The organism is Metabacillus sediminilitoris (assembly GCF_009720625.1).
Classification (GTDB): Bacteria; Bacillota; Bacilli; order Bacillales; family Bacillaceae; genus Metabacillus; species Metabacillus sediminilitoris.
Genome location: NZ_CP046266.1, coordinates 2,272,183 through 2,288,581, shown reverse-complemented (window position 1 = coordinate 2,288,581; position 16,399 = coordinate 2,272,183). Strand labels below are relative to the sequence as shown.

Here is a 16,399-nt window from a genome sequence, read left to right as displayed (position 1 = left end):
ACAAGCCTCTCTCCTTCACTTTATTTTTATATTTACGTTGCAATTTTTGTTTGATTTTCCCCTCAGCTTTCATAGGAATGGATTGTAGATTTATCACAATTTAATAATCTATTAACTTTTTGCTCAAAAAGTAAACACACGATTTATACATAGGTTCCACGGTAGGGGTAAATAAACTGACAGGGGTGTTTATAAAACTTATATGAGTTGTTATTACATCATAGTTACATTAATTTTATCTAGCTCGTATTTAAGTTCCAAAGATGCTTTTGATTCTCATAAAACCAACGTACGCTCTTTTTATTTCCATATTTTATAACATAATAAAATTTCGATTATATAATAGTTGTCAACACTAGATATCAACTCATTTATTGTTAATCAAGATGTTGGAATAATAAACGCGAATAAGGATGACTTAGTTGCTGAGAATCCCAACGGCTGAATGTTTCTACTAGTTCTCCTTGATACATGACCATAACCCGATCACACAGTTGTTGAGTCGATTTAAGATCATGGGTAATAAATAAATAAGATAATTGTTGTTTTTTTTGGATATGTTTCAGCATATTTATGATATCCATTTGAGATGCCTGATCCAAGCTGGCAATTGATTCATCAAATATAATGATTTCCGGCTGGACAGCTAAAGCTTTCGCGATGCACACTCGCTGCTTTTGTCCGCCACTTAATTGATGAGGATATCTGGATAAAAAAGAAGAGTCAAGATCCACCAGCTTAAGTAATTTTCGGATTGTTACTTCCCACACTGTTTTTTCTTCTGGAAAATAATTACGAAGCGGTTCTTCCAAGATTTCCTTCACTTGCATTTTTGGATGTAAGGAAGAAGATGAATCCTGCAATACTAACTGCATCTGTTTATACATCTTCACATCATTTATTTGCCTTCCATGAATCGGTTGACCGTTTAATAAAATTTGTCCAGATGTTACTGACTCCATTTTCATTATCAATTTTGCTAATGTACTTTTCCCGCTACCGCTTTCACCAACCAACCCTACACTTTCCCCTTTTTTTATGGTCAGATTGATTTGGTTAACGGCTTTCAAACGTGGATTCGGTTTAAATAAGGATTTTCGCCTTGATCTCAACGGATATTCTTTTGTCACATAACGTAATTCAAGCAACATTAGGTAATGATTCCTCCTTGATCCATCTGAATCACACGATCTGCAAACTTTTTTATACTTTCATAATCATGAGAAATAAGTAAAATTGTCAGCTCAAAATCGTGTTGTAGCTTCTTCAACAAGGTCAATACCTTTTCTCTATTTATTATATCAAGGGCTGTTGTTGGTTCGTCTGCAATCAATATCTTGGGTCTTATGCTTATCATCATCGCTAACAATATCCGCTGGCGCATGCCTCCGCTTAATTCAAACGGATAAGAGGATAATATATGTTCCGGATCGGTAAAACCAACTTGATGCAAAAGAGAATGCAAATAGGTATTTACGTCTTTTCTCGACCACTTTTTCTTTTGATTCAATGTTTCAACCATCTGTTTTTTCACAGTGCGAATCGGGTTTAAACCATTTAATGAATGTTGGATGAGTAAGGCGACTTCCTCACGTCGGAGGCTTTGCCAGTCCTTTTCATCATAATCAATGATATTTTGATTCTTGTAATAAATCTGACCGTTTGTCACTTTATACCCCGTTTCCAACAACCCAACAACGGCATGGGCAGTCAAACTTTTCCCACATCCACTTGTTCCTGTCAGTGCAACCATTTCACCCGGATATAATTGAAACGTTACATCCTGGACAATCGGCTTCAACTTTTCTTTATCTTGATAAGAAATTTCTAAGTGTTCAACACTTAATAAGGATTTTATGCTTATCGTCATCTTACACCTCTTTTAAAGTAGCAGCATTCCACTTTCTAAACCGGTCACTGATTAGCTGACAGGCTAAAACGAAAAACAACATGGCCATACCAGGAAAAATCATCACATGAGGCGCAATTTGAAAATAGGCTGTTGCATCACGCAGCATGACTCCCCATTCTGGTGTTGGTGGCTGAGTACCCAACCCTAAAAAAGAAAGTCCCGCCATTAAAAGGACGATTTTTCCCATATCCAGTGCCCCAAAAACAACGAGAGGCGAAAAAATGTCAGGAAGAACATAGCGCCTCATAATACGCAGATGTGAGTTCCCTGACATCCGAGCCGATAGTATATAATCTTCCTCACAACTTTTTAAGACAAGACTACGGATAAGTCGAACGTAATTCGCCCACCGAACCATAATGATGGCGATCATCATGTTAACGAAACCAGGGCCTAATACTCCTACAATAGCGATTGTGAGTACAATATCTGGAATGGCAAGCGTACCATCAATCAAACGCATAAAAAGATGGTCCGTTCGCCCGCGCCAATACCCTGTTAAAAGTCCAATAGGAAGACTAATAATGAACGTAAACATCATGATGAGAAACGCAAATGCAACACTTACTCTTATTCCATAAATAATTCGCGATAAGACGCAACGTCCCAAATGATCTGTTCCAAACGGGTAATTCCAGCTTGGAAATGCCAGCCTATTTGACAGATTAACCGCTAAAGGGTCGTGAGGAGAAACCCATGGTGCAAAAAGACCGATCAAAACGATTATTATAAGTAAGCTAATCCCCACAATTAAGCTTATATTTAATGAATACGGAACTTTTTTCATAAATGGTTCCCCCTAACGAACTCTTAACCTCGGATCTAACAGTACATAAATCATATCAACGACAATATGAATGGATACAAATAAGAAAGAAGTAAACATGACATAGCCTTGAATGACAGGATAATCTCTCATATTAATGGCCTCAACAATATATTTTCCTAAACCTGGCCAAGAAAAGATTGACTCTACAATAATACTTCCGCCTAACATAAACGCAAAGCTTGTCCCTAACATCGTTACAACAGGCAAGAAGGCGTGTTTGAACACTTGAAATACTAATATACGCCTATTTGACAGGCCTCTTGCCTTAGCTGCTTTTATAAAATGTTGATTCATCATTTCAAGCATATTGGTGCGTAATACACGTGCATAAATCGTTCCCATTCCTAATCCAAGGGTGATAGCTGGTAAAATAAGATGTTTTAATGTACCACGTCCCATAGAAGGAAGCCATCCATATTGGACTGAAAAAAAATAAATAAATAAGAATCCAAGCCAGAAAGAAGGGATGGAAGATCCTAAAAGAGCCATAAGCCTTCCTACTAGATCCAGCAATCCATTTGAGTAAATGGCAGTGGAGATCCCCAAAATAAAGGTGATAAATATCATCACCATCAAACCAGCAGTTGCCAGTTCTAAAGTTGCAGGTATCCTCCTGAACAATTCTTCCGTCACAGGTTCTTTTGAAACATAAGATGTCCCCCACTGCCAGGTAAAAGCATCTGTTACCCAGTGTACATATTGGGTCCATAACGGTTCTGTTAACCCCAGCTCTTTTCGTAAAGCGCTCAAGGCTTCTTCAGAAGCAGGAACATCGTGTGTGGTTAATAATATATAAGCGGGATCTCCCGGAGCTAACCTTAAAAGTAAAAAAGTAAGTGTGGAGACAAAAAAGATGACCATCATCAATTGAGCAATACGTTCTAGACAAAAGCGAATCATTTCATCCCTCACTCATTCACATCAATTTGGGAATGAATATAGTAATACTCAATTGGGTGAGGCGTGAATCCTTTGACTCCATTTCTAACACCGAATACCGTTTTCGGATGAACGATAAACGACTGCGGCAGATCTTTATTAATCATTTCTTGTATTTGTAAAGCTAACTGGTTACGTTTTGTCCAATCAGTTGTATGATTTAGTTCACCAATCATAAGATCAAGGGAAGGTGAAACATAGTGACTAACGTTTGATTCACTATCAGATTGATAGAAAATATTTAAAAAATATTGGGGATCACCGGTATGTGCCGTTAACATGCTATACATAGATAAATCCCAATCATCATTTGCTAGCACCTCATCGATATTCTCCACCTGACGAATGTTGACTTTGATCCCTTCATTTAATAATTCACTTTGAATCGTTTCCGCCATGACGGTTAATTCTGGTCGTTGTGGAAAGGTTAACAGCGTCACTTCAAATGGTTTCCCTTGCTTTTCCCACATTGCATCTGCGTTTTTCTTCCACCCTCTCTGTTTCATTAATTGTTCAATCGACTCTGTTGCTTTTTCCTTCTCCACTTTACCGAATGGCAATATTTCTGGGAATGGGCTCTTTGCTTCCGTACCTTGATCCATCATAATCGATTTGACAATATCTGCACGTGGAATGGACATATCAATGACTTTTCGAAGAGCCACATCCTTAAATAGAGGGGAACTCATATTAAAAAGCAACATATGGGTCCGAAGTGATGGGGCCGTGAATACATCAAATTTCTCGTCCTTCTCCAACAAAGTTATATTATCAATAGGAATATCAGTTGCAGCGTCAACATCCCCGGATTGCAGTGCCATTAATCGTGTATTTCCATCTGGTATAAATTTGATTGTTACTTCTGACAGTAACGCTTCTTTCCCCCAATAATCTTCATATCTCTCTACAACAAGGGATTCATCTTTGTTAAACTGTTTAAATTTAAACGATCCGGTAAACGCAGGATCGTTATTTTTATCTTTGATGGTCGTTACATCAGCAATGATGGTAGACGGATCGGCTAAATGTGCGATCAAAGCCGCATTCGGTTGTTTCGTTACAATTTTTAATTCGTTTTCTGAAAGTACTTCCATTGATTCTACTTGTAATAAATCCTTCGCTTTTTGATCCTTCTTTAAAGACCTAAGCAATGATTCTTTCACACTGGCTGCGTCCATTGCTTTCCCGTTATGGAAACTTACATTGTCCTCCAACTTGAATACCCATGTCGTTTCATTTTCTTGCTTCCATTCTTTCGCCAGCCAGGGAGTGGGCTTCAATTCTTCATTTAACTTCACCAATGTTTCCCCCATACCTGAACGCATAATTTCCCAACTATCACTGCCATGTGGGTCAAGGCTTTGCGGACTCCATGGAAAAGCCAGAGTTACTTTCTTGTCAGATGCTGTAACTACAGCTCCTTCCTTTTCCACTCCCGCGCATCCAGCTAGAGAGAGAATGAGACTACAGAAAACCATCCAAAAAACTAAGGCGTATTTTTGATGACTGTTTTTTACCATATCGAAAACCTCCATTGTTATGTAAAAAAATAAAAAAAGCATTTCTGACCGGCTCATGAGGTCAGAAATGCTTCTTTTGATAAATAAAGGGAATCACTGAACATTTCAATATCATCGATTAGATATAGAGATGGATTCAGACAATTGGTTATCAGCATCCTAACCACCTCCCTAAAATCCCGTAGGTCTAACAGCGATGTTAAAATAGGCAGGTCTCCTGACTAAGGGCATAACGTTCAGACCTTCCCAGGTACAACCCAGTGGTTTTTCTGAAACTAATCAGCATTTCATACTGATACCCATTACAGTGGCGGGTCCGTGCCGGAGTTTAACCGACTTCCCTTTTAAGCTGATAAAGCTTTTTAATGCTTTAACTCGCACCTATTTCCAAGATATATAATATTTTTAAAGTTAATCTAAAAATAGAAAATTTAAGTAACCTTTACGACTTTTACTGTAATAAACCTAAAAAATTTCAACTGAAATCAACTCTAATGTTAGTTTTAATACATCTTGTTGTCAACAGACGATTTGTAAATATGAAGAGTCTGTGTCCTCTTAGGCAAACTAGAGACAATCAAAATATAAAACGAGATCTGGTAAAAGATCTCGTTTTTAGCTTAACATAATATCTTACTTACCTATGTTATTATCCCTTTTTCACGAACAACTTTTCTCTCGTTTGTTCTGCCGCTTCAACCATCACCGTATTTTGTATGAAATTTTTATATAAAAAGTATTGAAGCTTGACAATCTTTTAGCTTTTAGCTTATACCTTACCAAAAACAAAAGACCTCTCTTATTTGTCAAACAATATGCTTTGCAGGAATTAGCACCTTTTCAACAAAGTTGTTGAATGGTTGCCGGGCTTCATAAGGCCAGTCCTCCAGCTCTCTAATGAAAGGGGTTCACTTCTTGTGTTTTTTATCTTTTATTCTTAGGAAAATCACAAGCAGTTGCTAGCATATTTATCTTGGTGCTTTTTCCTTAAGCAATTTAATATCGCTTATACAACAATATTAAAGTATTAAAATAAGACAGAGTCTGCCCTATCTAACAATTGTAAATATAGAATGTTTATAAAGAGTCTGCTGTTTTCCATTAGATTTAACCATAATGGAGTATTTATCGTGTCCCTCAATTGTTCCAAGAATACGGACTCCTTTTAAGATACACACCTTATAATACCTTGATAATACAGGGCTTAAAAAACAGTTTCGATACTTTTAAGTAATGATCCCCTATTACCAAATACTAATTAAGTATTCAGCCTACTACAAAAAAACTTAATTTAACTTAAAAAAATGCAAGTTTTATTGCAATTTACCTTAATACTCCTTATAATTGTTTACAAGGAGTGATTATGTTAAAGGATGGGCTATAAGTTTGATTTTCAATCTAAAATGCTTAATAAGATCCAAACTACTACCAGATTTTTCTTGTATGTAAATTCATTTAAAACAAGAGAAAAATTTTTCGACCAATAGTTTCTATCATTTTTATCATGATCATTCTATCATACAAGTTTATAAGAGGAGGATTTTCCAGATGAATCAAGAAAACATAGGTTTGTCTCGCAGAAAATTTTTAGGAAATGCTTGTAAAATTGGAAGCGCTTCCGCTATTTTAGGTGTAACTGGTACGATGGGTTTAATCGCTCCAGAAACAGCTAGTGCAGGAGAAAAAAGTAATAAACATCACAGCAAGAAACCCTCAAAAAACAGCTCCTATATGTTATTGAATGTTCGACTGGAAAGTGGATATAAGTTTGAAAATGGTGAGGTAGTTGCAACCGAAAGTGTATTACGTAATATTCAAATTGATAAAGGTAAAATTACTAAAATACTAGATACAAAGGCAGATTATAAAAGAAATATTGATTGCTATGACGCAAAAGGAATGCTCCTGCTTCCATCCTTTAAAGATATGCATATTCATTTGGATAAAACATATTATGGAGGTCCATGGAAAGCAGCAGCAACGAGAAAAAGTGGTATTTTTGATGTAATAGAATTAGAGAAAACCCTTCTATTAGAGTTACTGCCAACTGCCCAGGAGCGAGCGGAGAAATTAATTGAATTGATTCTTGGATATGGTACCACGTATGTAAGAAGCCATTGTAATATTGATCCAGTCGTAGGGTTAAAAAATCTTGAGAAGCTTAAGCTCGCTTTAGCAAACTATTCAGATAAAATTTCTCATGAAATTGTTGCTTTCCCACAACATGGCTTACTTCGATCCAATTCCGAAGGTTTATTACGTGAGGCAATGCAGCTTGGAGTTACACATGTCGGTGGAGTAGATCCAACCCTTTTTGACGGGGATATGGAAAAATCACTTCAAACTACAATACAAATTGCAGTAGACCATAAGGTAGGGATTGATATTCACCTTCATGAAGTAGGCGAAACAGGCTTAAAGACGATTCACAGATTGGCTGATCTTACTGAAGAAGCTGGTTTACAGGGTAAGGTAACAATCAGTCATGGATTCGGACTCACCTCTTTACCAGAGAGTGTAGCTATAGAAACAGCTAATCGACTTGCATCGTTAGGCATATCGATTGCATCAACCGTTCCAATCGGTGGTTTCATAATGCCAATTCCTATTCTTCAAAAGCAAAACGTAAATGTCATGCTTGGTAATGACAGTATTACAGATCACTGGGATCCATTTGGAATTGGTGATACTCTTCAAAAGGCACATGTCGCAGCAATAGTATATGGCTGGAAAAACGAATATAATCTTTCACGTGCCCTTTCCCTTGCTACCGGCGGAATTACACCATTAGACGCAAATGGCAAGCAAGTATGGCCAAATGTTGGTGACGATGCAACGGCCGTTTTAGTCCCTGCAAGCTGCTCTGCTGAAGCTGTAGCCCGACTGCCTGAGCGTGATGCAGTTCTACATAAAGGCGAACTATCATCAGGCCATCTAGATTACCGTTAATTTCAAAATATTTACTTGTTTACTATTAATTTTGAATCCTTATAGATCATTAAAATTTAGGAGGTAAATGATGCTACAAAATATTAGAATACCAGGATTAATACTTATTTTAGTGATTGCTCTTATTATTTTCGGACCTTCAAAGTTACCTGAAATTGGACGTGCATTCGGCTCTACATTAAGAGAGTTTAAAAAGTCTACAAGAGATCTTGTAGCGGATGACACGAATGAAGAAGAATCAAAAAGGAAAGCAAACTAATCAATAGATTAAAAGGAGATGTAGGATCTATCTTACATTTCCTTTTTACGGAGAGATGAAATTGGAAGATAAAAAAAACATAAATACAATACAGCACCTCGAGGAATTACGAAAACGTATTATTATCACTTTAGTCACATTCTTCCTGACTTTAATACTATCATTTGTATTTGTTCAAGATATTTATCATATAATAGTGAAAGATTTACCGTTTAAGCTAGCATTGTTAGGGCCAAGTGATATCCTGCTCGTTTATTTAATTATTGCTACCATCGTTTCCATAACAGCTACTATTCCAGTTGCAGCTCATCAAACTTGGCTGTTTGTACGTCCAGCGTTAACACAAAAAGAACGTAAAATTACAATTGCATATATTCCAGCACTATTTATTCTATTTCTGTTAGGAATTAGTTTTGGTTACTTTATTTTATTCCCTCTGGTTCTAAATTTTTTAATGTCACTTTCAAACGATATGTTTACGACTTTCTTTACAACAGAAAAGTATTTCCGTTTTTTGCTTCATATGACATTACCTATGGGAGTCTTATTTGAGTTACCTGTTGTCATTATGTTTTTAACAAGTTTAGGAATTATTGATCCATACCGTTTACAAAATATCAGGAAGCATGCTTACTTTGTATTAATTGTTGTTTCGATTTTAATTTCACCGCCAGATTTTCTATCAGATATTTTAGTGATCATCCCCTTATTACTCTTGTATGAATGTAGTGTAAGTTTATCTAAAATAGTGTATAAAAAACTACAACGAGCAAAGGAAAATAATGAAGAAATTGATTCAATTTCTTCATCTAATAGCCATGGCACTACCATAAGCTAATATCAAAATAATTGATAGATCCTATCATAATTGGAAGATATAACAAAAATAACACTATTAGTTTGGTTTTCCAAATGATTGTCTAATTCCTTCATTTATCCCCCTTTTTTTAAACTGGCATGGATATCCATGAATATCCGTGCCCAGTCTATCTGTTATTATTTTTTTACGTATAACGGCTAGGACCCCTCCAATATGATCCTTTTTCATATGAATGTAAGGTTAGAAAATTGTTTATCTAGTATACTTTTTTTAAAATCCATAGCCATTTCATTATATAAATACCTAATTGCGCATAGCCTAAAATACCTTTTATTGCAAAAATAGTTAATAGAAAATATAATCAAATCAATGAGGTGAGAATATGTTACAAGATGAGCGCCTGGACGCCATTATTCAATATTTAAACGAGTATAATCGGATTGACATTGAAACCATTTGTAAAATAAATCATGTATCCAAAGATACTGCCAGAAGAGATTTAATAAAATTGGAAGATTTAAAGAAAATCATTCGTATACGTGGCGGGGCAAAAAAACGTCTGTTATCTAATGAAGTTTATAATTATGATCAACGTATGAATATGGAATTGAAAGCTAAAAGTAACATTGGAAAGATGGCGGCTTCTTTAATAAATGACGAAGAACATCTTATTCTTGATGCCTCGACGACCGTTCAATTCGTTGTCAAATATTTAACGAGTCGGAACAATACGATCGTGACTAATTCAATTAACATTGCCAGTACATTAAGCCAAAGAGAGGATTTAAAAATTAACATCTTAAGTGGTACATTAAATCATAGACATCAAGCCATTTATGGTTCAAAAACGATAAGAGATGTTCAAAATTATCATGTAAATAAATGTTTAATTGGTACTTGCGGTATATCTTCTGAAGGACTATCTACTTCAATTGAAGAAGAAGGCCTTTTACTTAACGAGATTATTAAGCGTTCTGACCAGGTCATCGTGCTTGCTGATTCAACCAAATTCAATAAATCCTTTTTTCAAAAGGTGTGTGAATTAGATGCCATTGATATAGTTATTACTGATAAAGATGTACCAAAAATGCGGGAAATACTCAATAAGCATGCGATTGAAGTGATGGTAATCCCCGAAAACATTTAATTAATAGAATTTTATTTACTAATATCAGTGTCAAAGCTTGGAAGTTTTGACTCATAAAATCATAATAAAAAACCTTCTAGACAGGCCTGTCTAGAATTTTATGTCCCTGTTAGTTCTAATCCAGCCTTCCCCGATCCAATTTCACACTAAGGAAAAAATATTATTTCTCAAAAACTATCAAAAACCATGTTTTTTGAGAATTATCTAAACAACCTTGAAAACCTACTATCTTACTATTATTTTCATTTCAAAATTCACATCAAAATCTATCTATCATAAAGGGACATTTTTGGTGTAATTCATGTATTGAATTAGAATTTTATGGATAATTGGGTACGCAATGTTAGTACCATCGATCAGTCAGTAGATTTACAATTAGATGTACTAAATGAATTTGGTTGTTATGAAATTTTTAAAGAAAAAGTATCAGGTGCAAAAGATGATCGTGAGGATCGTTTAGCCAGATCAACAAAAAAACAATTGAAATTGCTGATGATCTTAGAGAAAAGGAAGTAGAATTTGTTAGCATCTGCAGGAAAAGCTATGTTTGGAATGTTAACAGTATCGGCAATGTTTGACCGAGATATTATTCGTAAACGAACAATGGCATATGGCTACAAAACATCTAATTCAAAATGGACATTCAAATATTTTATTATTGACTGTATATCCTACATTATCAATCTATAAAAAATTTGAAGACCTTAGTTCGAAAGGATATAAACAAGCTTTAAAAGAAGAGAATATCCCATTTAATGAATTAAACATAATGTACGTTCCTTACCAAACTAATTTAAATAACATGATTTCGCAAAAAATTGATCAAATACAACCTACAGGAATAATTGCAGGAACAAATACTATCGGGATCGATGTTTTAAAGGTATGTAAAGAAAGGAAAATTTTAATACCAAATGATATTAGTTTTATTATGTTTGATGATGTTAATTGGGCTCCTCTACATGACCTAACAGTAGTTTCACAACCCACAAAGGAAGTTGCATAAGCCACTTGCCGTTTTATTTTAGAACAAATTGAACATAAAAATTTTAATAAATCTCCAATGAAAACAACTATAGAGCCTATTTTAATTGCACGAAATTCTGTTAAAAACTTATACGCCAATAAAGTGAACAGCATAAATTAGGTATTTTAACCTTTTCTAGGATAGTGGTGAACAGTTACACTGTTCACCAAATGGAACTTAAGTTTAGTAACGATTGAATAAAAAGTTGCTAGGTTTTTTTACGCAAACTAAATCTTTAAAACCACGCAAAATACCTTTTCATACCAAATCGATCACACTTTAACGGTTAAGAGTCAACAATATTTAGTCTTTCCTAGAATCTATTAATTAGCTGACAAAAACCTATTTCTTCCTTTTTCCTTTTGTTTTAACGAGATATTTGAAGTATTCGTTCATTTAAACGTTCTCTCTGATTGGAATTTCTTTATTCCAGATTCCAATATATATTATATATTAATACATAGTTTAGAAAAGCAATAAAGGAAAATAGCATTCCCTAACTCTCCGTTTTCTGAAAATATCCTGCTACAACCGGAAAACTCATAAACTCCTTCCTCATATCCCGAAACGAAATCACTCCATTCCCTCTTACAAGCTCGAAATCCAGCGAATATTCATAACAGTTCAATGGGGTTTCATGAAATGTTTCACTATAGAATCGGATTGCCTCTTGCTCACTCTCAGCATATATAAAGACAAAATCACTCTCGTTCATCTTCAATGAGTAAACACCAACCTTATGAAACCCTAATACATTGCCTTCAATCATTTCTGCTACCTTCCGATGATCCGCCTGATCAAAATCTATGCTGGATATATTGTCATCCAATTCAATATTCCCCTCTTCAAGTAAATGGTGAATATAATGGGCCAACGATGATTCCTCAAAACGAATAGATTCCAGGTAAAGATCCTTCACAATCACGTGCTAACACCTCGATTTAAGAATTTTTTCGCCTTTGGTCTTCGTACTTAAGGTTATCAATGAATAAGATTCTGCTCCTTTTTCTCCTCAATCATTCCTGTATACTCATTGTAATGAACGGCGACGGTTCCAACTGGACCATTCCGGTTTTTCGAAACAATGATTTCTAGTGTTTGATCCTGAGAGTCCTTGTCATAATATGCTTCACGATACAAGAACAAAATCACATCGGCATCCTGTTCCACACTGCCTGATTCCCGTATATCTGACATCATCGGCCGTTTATTAGCTCTTGATTCCACCGATCGATTCAGCTGCGCCAGACAAACGACTGGGCACTGAAAATCCTTTGCCATCGTTTTGAGCGATTTGGATATTTCCGTCACCTGCATATGAGAATTCCCTCCGTAATGTTCGCCAGAACGGATGAGTGTTAGGTAATCGATAAAAAGAATTGGTTTTTTGTTTGGAAATTGATGCAATAATTTTCGCGTTTTTGCCCTCATTTCAGCAACCGTTTGACCAGCACCATCAAAAATTTGCATATGTGTTTCATTGAGGTTGCCAATCACATCCGACCATTTATTCTTTTGATCTTCATTTAGCATTCTTTTCGGGTCCCGCATTTTTCTGCGGTTAAATCCCCCTGTAGAAGCAATTATTCGTTTGGTGATCAGCTTTTCAGGCATTTCCAACGAGAAGACGAGCGGCAAATAGCCAGCCCAGCCGGACATCTTTGCAAAGTGAAGCATGACGTCGGTTTTTCCCATCGAGGGTCTTGCCGCTAGGATTGTCACTTCTCCATCCTGAAAGCCTCCTGTCATTTCGTTGAGCTTTTTGATACCTGTTGTGGCAGTTTTTAGGATTGTTTGATCCTCCCATGGTGCCTCATAGATAGCTGTCAATGCTTGTTGGATGGACGTATGATCGTCCACTTTCATTTGGTTTATGTTATCCAATTCAGTAATGACCTTTGTAATATCCCAATCATTCACAGCTGCATTGGTTAAAATGTTTTTCTTTTCCCGTTCCTTCCAAAGATCAAGTATGAGCTTTTCCGTACCTTCAAATTTCTCAACATCCGCATATGATAACAGCTCTGAAAGGTAAGACATGCCGCCAAATGATTCGAGGTCTGGTAAGGTTGTTAAGGTGATTAAATCAATATTCTTACCAGCTCGGTTAAATTCCACCATTCTTCGCATTAATTCTTGATGCCTTGTTCCTTCCAGATGCTGGGGTTTTATAACGGTATCCTTGAGCAGGTACTCTGCCTTCATCAATGTACCTAGGAACGCTTTTTCCGCAATATTCACCAATCTTCACCTGCTGATAGATCAAGGTTTACTTCATCTGGGATCGCTCTACCAGCAGGAAATGATTCGGTTGAATGCTTATTCTTAGGAACTGGCCTTGGGTTCTCATGATAAGAGTCAATTTCTTCAATAGTTAGTAATGATTCATTTTCCCAGTTTTTCAGAATCCCTACAATATAATTGAGCTTTCGCTTGTTATTCGCACAGGCAATTGCCATCGCTTTTAAGATCACAGCTTTTGGTTGTAAAAAGCTAGAATCCTCTAACCAGGATAACAGCTGCAGTTTCGCATTTATATTTGAAAGACCAAAGCCATTGTTATCCCAGAACTCAACAATTTCTTTCACATCTTGTGTTTGATCCTCTATTTCTGGATTATTCTCTATACCTGGTTGTTGTCCAAGTACCGTATCACCAGGTACGAAAGAATCGTCAAGTTCCTCACATTCAGTTTCTGGATATGTATCATCATCAGCTTGATCGCTAATTTCCTTCTCTCCATCTTGTTTACAAAAAGATTCATATAGACTGCGAATTTCCTCTTTTGTAATGGCTTCGGCAACATATGAAATAAGCGAGGTATCCTCGACATCTTTTAATTCAGTTTTTATACAATCCATAACAGGCTTCCCGCCCTTTTGCAGGTTATCTTTCCCCCAGTTTTTAATCGCGAGTTCTCTTGTGATCGGATTGTAACGGATCAGTTTGTGATGCAGGGTGAATCGTTCCATTAATGATTGGACAGTCTCAATCGAATACCCTAAATCAAACGCCATTTGTTTCTTCGTCATTCGATAGATGCCAATTTGAGTTGTATTTGAATTCGTAAGAAGATAAAGGTAAAAATACTTATCCTCAGGGGTCATTTCTTCTAAAGCAATCGGATTCTTCCAAAAATCAACTCTCACCATACGATATTTTGCCATTTTCAATCACTATCCTTTCATCTAGAAAAATTATTTTCATAGACTATATAGGGAAAATGAGATGAAAAGTAGCGGATTAAAATGTGAACATTTTGTGACAACGCTATTCTGTGTAATTTGGTTGATGTGCTCATCCTCTAAATAAAAAACGTTCCTCACAATGTGTAAGAAACGTTTTTTGCTAAATTCAGTTACGGTTGGCTATTCCAAAAGAAAACAACTACCACTTTCACATGATTGTTTTTTGGATATGTGATTGACCCTCTACTTCTGGATTATTCTCTATACTTGGGTTAAAAGCTTTTTCTTTTTGTTGTTGTTTTTATTTTTCTTTTTATTTTTGTTTTTCTTTTTGCCCACGTATCGTAGAACGACACAAGAAAGTAAAAAGTCATTATATTGTTCGTAAATTAAATAACAGGTGCATTACAAACAAATTCGCAATTTAGAAATAGAATTAGGAACCACGTTATTAATGCGTTCATCAGTGGGGGTTTCCTTAACTCCTACAGGTCAAATCTTATTTAATAGAAGTAAAAATATCATTAACGAAGTGAATGTAATGAAAAGAGAAATTATCCTTAGTCAGGAGAAAGAAAAAGCATTTCTTACCATTGGTTCATGGCCAAGCGTAGCCACTGTTTATTTACCTTATCACTTAGCACAAAATAAACGCTTAAAGAACAGGTCGGAAATTAAAATTAAAGTATCCTATAGCTTCTTTGACCTTCTAAATAATTTAGAAAATAGAAATATTGATGCGGCAGTATTTAACGATAGTGATGTGAATCATAAATTCTATTCGTCTCCATTAATTGAAGAAGAGTTTCTGTTATTTGTGAATCGCCAACACCCGAAATATGGTCAGAAAGAAGAAGTATCTTTTGATGAAATGATAGAGGAAACTTTTGTCATGTTAGCTGAGGGTTGCGATGCGAGAATGTTAGTGGAAAAAGCGTTTTTAGAAAAAGGAGAAAAGCTAAATATTGCTTTAGAAATTGACTTTATTGAGGCTAATTTAGGTATATCTATTCTTCCTGAAATTTTTATTAACCAACTTAGTGACAATATTAAGGCGATTCCTATTACAAACTTCAAAATCACTCGTAAAATTTCAGTTATTGCTCGTAAAGAATCCGATAGCAAACAAAAGATCTTGATACAATCGTTGAAAGGAAAAATCTCGATGACATAAAGGAAGCACCGTTCAGAAAATGAACGGTGCACAGGTGTCGGCCATTAAGGGGTTATTATTTGTAAACGATAAACATCTCGTTTTTCAAGCAGCTGTTCTGTTTGCTGGCGATAATGCTTATAATGATCCGTTTCAATATGTGTAGCAAGTGCCTTTTCATCTTTCCATCTTTCGTAGAAAACAAATGTATCATTATTTTCAACGGATTCATGAAGAGTATATTGAAGGCAGCTATCCTCGGCTCGAGATGCTTCAATAATATTTAATAACTCTGTTCGAAGCAGTTCTCCTTTTCCCGGTTTAGCTTTTAAAACTGCATTGATTATAATTTCGCTCATAATTCTCCCCCGTTCCTTATTTATTATGAATTTCGAAAACCACTAAACCAATTAAAAATAAACTTATCAGGGTCTGAATTGACTCGATGCTTTTTTTCAATTTATGCATTTATTTTTTCAACCTTTTAAGTTGATCATCAAAATCAAAAATACTGCATTTTAATTTTGCATGATCCTATGTTCGTTTATTCATTTCTATGATGATAAATCCCGCTCCGCCAATTGCTCGGCTTGTATAATGAGTAAAAATGCAAATCATTCGGCTTACCATCTTTCTCTTTGACAGAGTACTATGTT

At 35.6% G+C, this 16,399-nt stretch carries 17 protein-coding genes and 2 riboswitches; of the genes, 7 read left to right on the top strand and 10 right to left on the bottom strand.

What is annotated here, in order from left to right; all coding sequences use genetic code 11:
• Window positions 1-377 precede the first annotated feature (377 nt).
• The 6 genes from GMB29_RS10840 to GMB29_RS10815 all read right to left on the bottom strand — a co-directional run bounded on the left by GMB29_RS10840 (window position 378) and on the right by GMB29_RS10815 (window position 6,378).
• Entirely contained in the window at window positions 378-1,151 is a 774-nt protein-coding gene (locus GMB29_RS10840) for an ABC transporter ATP-binding protein (RefSeq protein WP_136356958.1), read from the bottom strand.
• Entirely contained in the window at window positions 1,151-1,870 is a 720-nt protein-coding gene (locus GMB29_RS10835; protein WP_168733930.1) for an ATP-binding cassette domain-containing protein, read from the bottom strand. The genes GMB29_RS10840 and GMB29_RS10835 overlap by 1 nt, the downstream gene beginning before the upstream one ends.
• Window position 1,871: 1 nt before the next feature.
• Window positions 1,872-2,699 carry a nickel transporter permease gene (gene nikC / locus GMB29_RS10830; RefSeq protein ID WP_136356960.1) on the bottom strand — a complete coding sequence of 276 codons (828 nt, stop codon included), beginning with the start codon at window positions 2,697-2,699 and terminating at the stop codon, window positions 1,872-1,874.
• Between the two features lie 12 nt (window positions 2,700-2,711).
• Window positions 2,712-3,641 (bottom strand): nickel ABC transporter permease, encoded by a 930-nt coding sequence (gene nikB, locus GMB29_RS10825; RefSeq protein WP_136356961.1) that lies wholly within the window; start codon window positions 3,639-3,641, stop codon window positions 2,712-2,714.
• A gap of 8 nt (window positions 3,642-3,649) precedes the next feature.
• The gene (locus GMB29_RS10820; protein WP_136356963.1) at window positions 3,650-5,200 is read right to left on the bottom strand and encodes an ABC transporter substrate-binding protein; all 1,551 of its coding nucleotides are present in this window, start codon (window positions 5,198-5,200) and stop codon (window positions 3,650-3,652) included.
• A gap of 190 nt (window positions 5,201-5,390) precedes the next feature.
• Window positions 5,391-5,600: riboswitch (cobalamin riboswitch) on the bottom strand.
• Window positions 5,601-5,996: 396 nt separating this feature from the next.
• A riboswitch (SAM riboswitch) is annotated at window positions 5,997-6,104 on the bottom strand.
• A gap of 145 nt (window positions 6,105-6,249) precedes the next feature.
• Window positions 6,250-6,378 (bottom strand): RNA chaperone Hfq, encoded by a 129-nt coding sequence (locus GMB29_RS10815; RefSeq protein WP_136356965.1) that lies wholly within the window; start codon window positions 6,376-6,378, stop codon window positions 6,250-6,252.
• A 370-nt stretch (window positions 6,379-6,748) separates the two neighbouring features.
• On the opposite strand from GMB29_RS10815, the gene GMB29_RS10810 reads away from it, so the two are divergent.
• The 6 genes from GMB29_RS10810 to GMB29_RS10785 all read left to right on the top strand — a co-directional run bounded on the left by GMB29_RS10810 (window position 6,749) and on the right by GMB29_RS10785 (window position 11,381).
• Window positions 6,749-8,149: an amidohydrolase gene (locus GMB29_RS10810; protein ID WP_136356967.1), complete on the top strand. Its 1,401-nt coding sequence runs from the start codon at window positions 6,749-6,751 to the stop codon at window positions 8,147-8,149.
• Between the two features lie 70 nt (window positions 8,150-8,219).
• Window positions 8,220-8,408, top strand: coding sequence for a twin-arginine translocase TatA/TatE family subunit (gene tatA / locus GMB29_RS10805; RefSeq protein ID WP_136356969.1), 189 nt, complete (start codon window positions 8,220-8,222; stop codon window positions 8,406-8,408).
• A 55-nt stretch (window positions 8,409-8,463) separates the two neighbouring features.
• Window positions 8,464-9,246, top strand: coding sequence for a twin-arginine translocase subunit TatC (gene tatC, locus GMB29_RS10800; RefSeq protein WP_136356971.1), 783 nt, complete (start codon window positions 8,464-8,466; stop codon window positions 9,244-9,246).
• A 364-nt stretch (window positions 9,247-9,610) separates the two neighbouring features.
• Window positions 9,611-10,375 (top strand): DeoR/GlpR family DNA-binding transcription regulator, encoded by a 765-nt coding sequence (locus GMB29_RS10795; RefSeq protein ID WP_136356973.1) that lies wholly within the window; start codon window positions 9,611-9,613, stop codon window positions 10,373-10,375.
• A gap of 321 nt (window positions 10,376-10,696) precedes the next feature.
• Window positions 10,697-10,891 carry a recombinase family protein gene (locus tag GMB29_RS27365; protein WP_227551783.1) on the top strand — a complete coding sequence of 65 codons (195 nt, stop codon included), beginning with the start codon at window positions 10,697-10,699 and terminating at the stop codon, window positions 10,889-10,891.
• A 94-nt stretch (window positions 10,892-10,985) separates the two neighbouring features.
• On the top strand, window positions 10,986-11,381 hold the full coding sequence (locus GMB29_RS10785) for a substrate-binding domain-containing protein (RefSeq protein WP_136356975.1): 396 nt from the start codon (window positions 10,986-10,988) through the stop codon (window positions 11,379-11,381).
• Window positions 11,382-11,898: 517 nt separating this feature from the next.
• On the opposite strand, the gene GMB29_RS10780 is transcribed toward GMB29_RS10785, so the two are convergent.
• Genes GMB29_RS10780 through GMB29_RS10770 form a run of 3 tightly spaced genes read right to left on the bottom strand, consistent with a single transcriptional unit; the run spans window position 11,899 to window position 14,569 of the window.
• Window positions 11,899-12,327 (bottom strand): hypothetical protein, encoded by a 429-nt coding sequence (locus GMB29_RS10780; protein ID WP_136356977.1) that lies wholly within the window; start codon window positions 12,325-12,327, stop codon window positions 11,899-11,901.
• A gap of 56 nt (window positions 12,328-12,383) precedes the next feature.
• Window positions 12,384-13,643, bottom strand: a complete 1,260-nt coding sequence (locus tag GMB29_RS10775; RefSeq protein WP_136356979.1) for a replicative DNA helicase — start codon at window positions 13,641-13,643, stop codon at window positions 12,384-12,386.
• Complete coding sequence (locus GMB29_RS10770) at window positions 13,640-14,569, bottom strand: DnaD domain-containing protein (protein WP_227551662.1); 930 nt, start codon at window positions 14,567-14,569, stop codon at window positions 13,640-13,642. The genes GMB29_RS10775 and GMB29_RS10770 overlap by 4 nt, the downstream gene beginning before the upstream one ends.
• Window positions 14,570-15,131: 562 nt before the next feature.
• On the opposite strand from GMB29_RS10770, the gene GMB29_RS10765 reads away from it, so the two are divergent.
• The gene (locus GMB29_RS10765) at window positions 15,132-15,764 is read left to right on the top strand and encodes a LysR family transcriptional regulator substrate-binding protein (protein WP_196305243.1); all 633 of its coding nucleotides are present in this window, start codon (window positions 15,132-15,134) and stop codon (window positions 15,762-15,764) included.
• A 44-nt stretch (window positions 15,765-15,808) separates the two neighbouring features.
• Here the strand turns inward: GMB29_RS10765 and GMB29_RS10760 are convergent, their stop codons facing one another.
• Window positions 15,809-16,102: a putative quinol monooxygenase gene (locus GMB29_RS10760; protein ID WP_136356983.1), complete on the bottom strand. Its 294-nt coding sequence runs from the start codon at window positions 16,100-16,102 to the stop codon at window positions 15,809-15,811.
• Window positions 16,103-16,399: the final 297 nt, after the last annotated feature.

Bases quoted from the DNA above. Each gene is read 5' to 3' on its own strand.
- GMB29_RS10840 (WP_136356958.1), bottom strand. From the start codon at position 1,151: ATGTTGCTTGAATTACGTTATGTGACAAAAGAATATCCGTTGAGATCA.
- GMB29_RS10835 (WP_168733930.1), bottom strand. From the start codon at position 1,870: ATGACGATAAGCATAAAATCCTTATTAAGTGTTGAACACTTAGAAATT.
- nikC (WP_136356960.1), bottom strand. From the start codon at position 2,699: ATGAAAAAAGTTCCGTATTCATTAAATATAAGCTTAATTGTGGGGATT.
- nikB (WP_136356961.1), bottom strand. From the start codon at position 3,641: ATGATTCGCTTTTGTCTAGAACGTATTGCTCAATTGATGATGGTCATC.
- GMB29_RS10820 (WP_136356963.1), bottom strand. From the start codon at position 5,200: ATGGTAAAAAACAGTCATCAAAAATACGCCTTAGTTTTTTGGATGGTT.
- GMB29_RS10810 (WP_136356967.1), top strand. From the start codon at position 6,749: ATGAATCAAGAAAACATAGGTTTGTCTCGCAGAAAATTTTTAGGAAAT.
- tatA (WP_136356969.1), top strand. From the start codon at position 8,220: ATGCTACAAAATATTAGAATACCAGGATTAATACTTATTTTAGTGATT.
- tatC (WP_136356971.1), top strand. From the start codon at position 8,464: ATGAAATTGGAAGATAAAAAAAACATAAATACAATACAGCACCTCGAG.
- GMB29_RS10795 (WP_136356973.1), top strand. From the start codon at position 9,611: ATGTTACAAGATGAGCGCCTGGACGCCATTATTCAATATTTAAACGAG.
- GMB29_RS27365 (WP_227551783.1), top strand. From the start codon at position 10,697: ATGGATAATTGGGTACGCAATGTTAGTACCATCGATCAGTCAGTAGAT.
- GMB29_RS10785 (WP_136356975.1), top strand. From the start codon at position 10,986: ATGGCTACAAAACATCTAATTCAAAATGGACATTCAAATATTTTATTA.
- GMB29_RS10770 (WP_227551662.1), bottom strand. From the start codon at position 14,569: ATGGCAAAATATCGTATGGTGAGAGTTGATTTTTGGAAGAATCCGATT.
- GMB29_RS10765 (WP_196305243.1), top strand. From the start codon at position 15,132: ATGAAAAGAGAAATTATCCTTAGTCAGGAGAAAGAAAAAGCATTTCTT.
- GMB29_RS10760 (WP_136356983.1), bottom strand. From the start codon at position 16,102: ATGAGCGAAATTATAATCAATGCAGTTTTAAAAGCTAAACCGGGAAAA.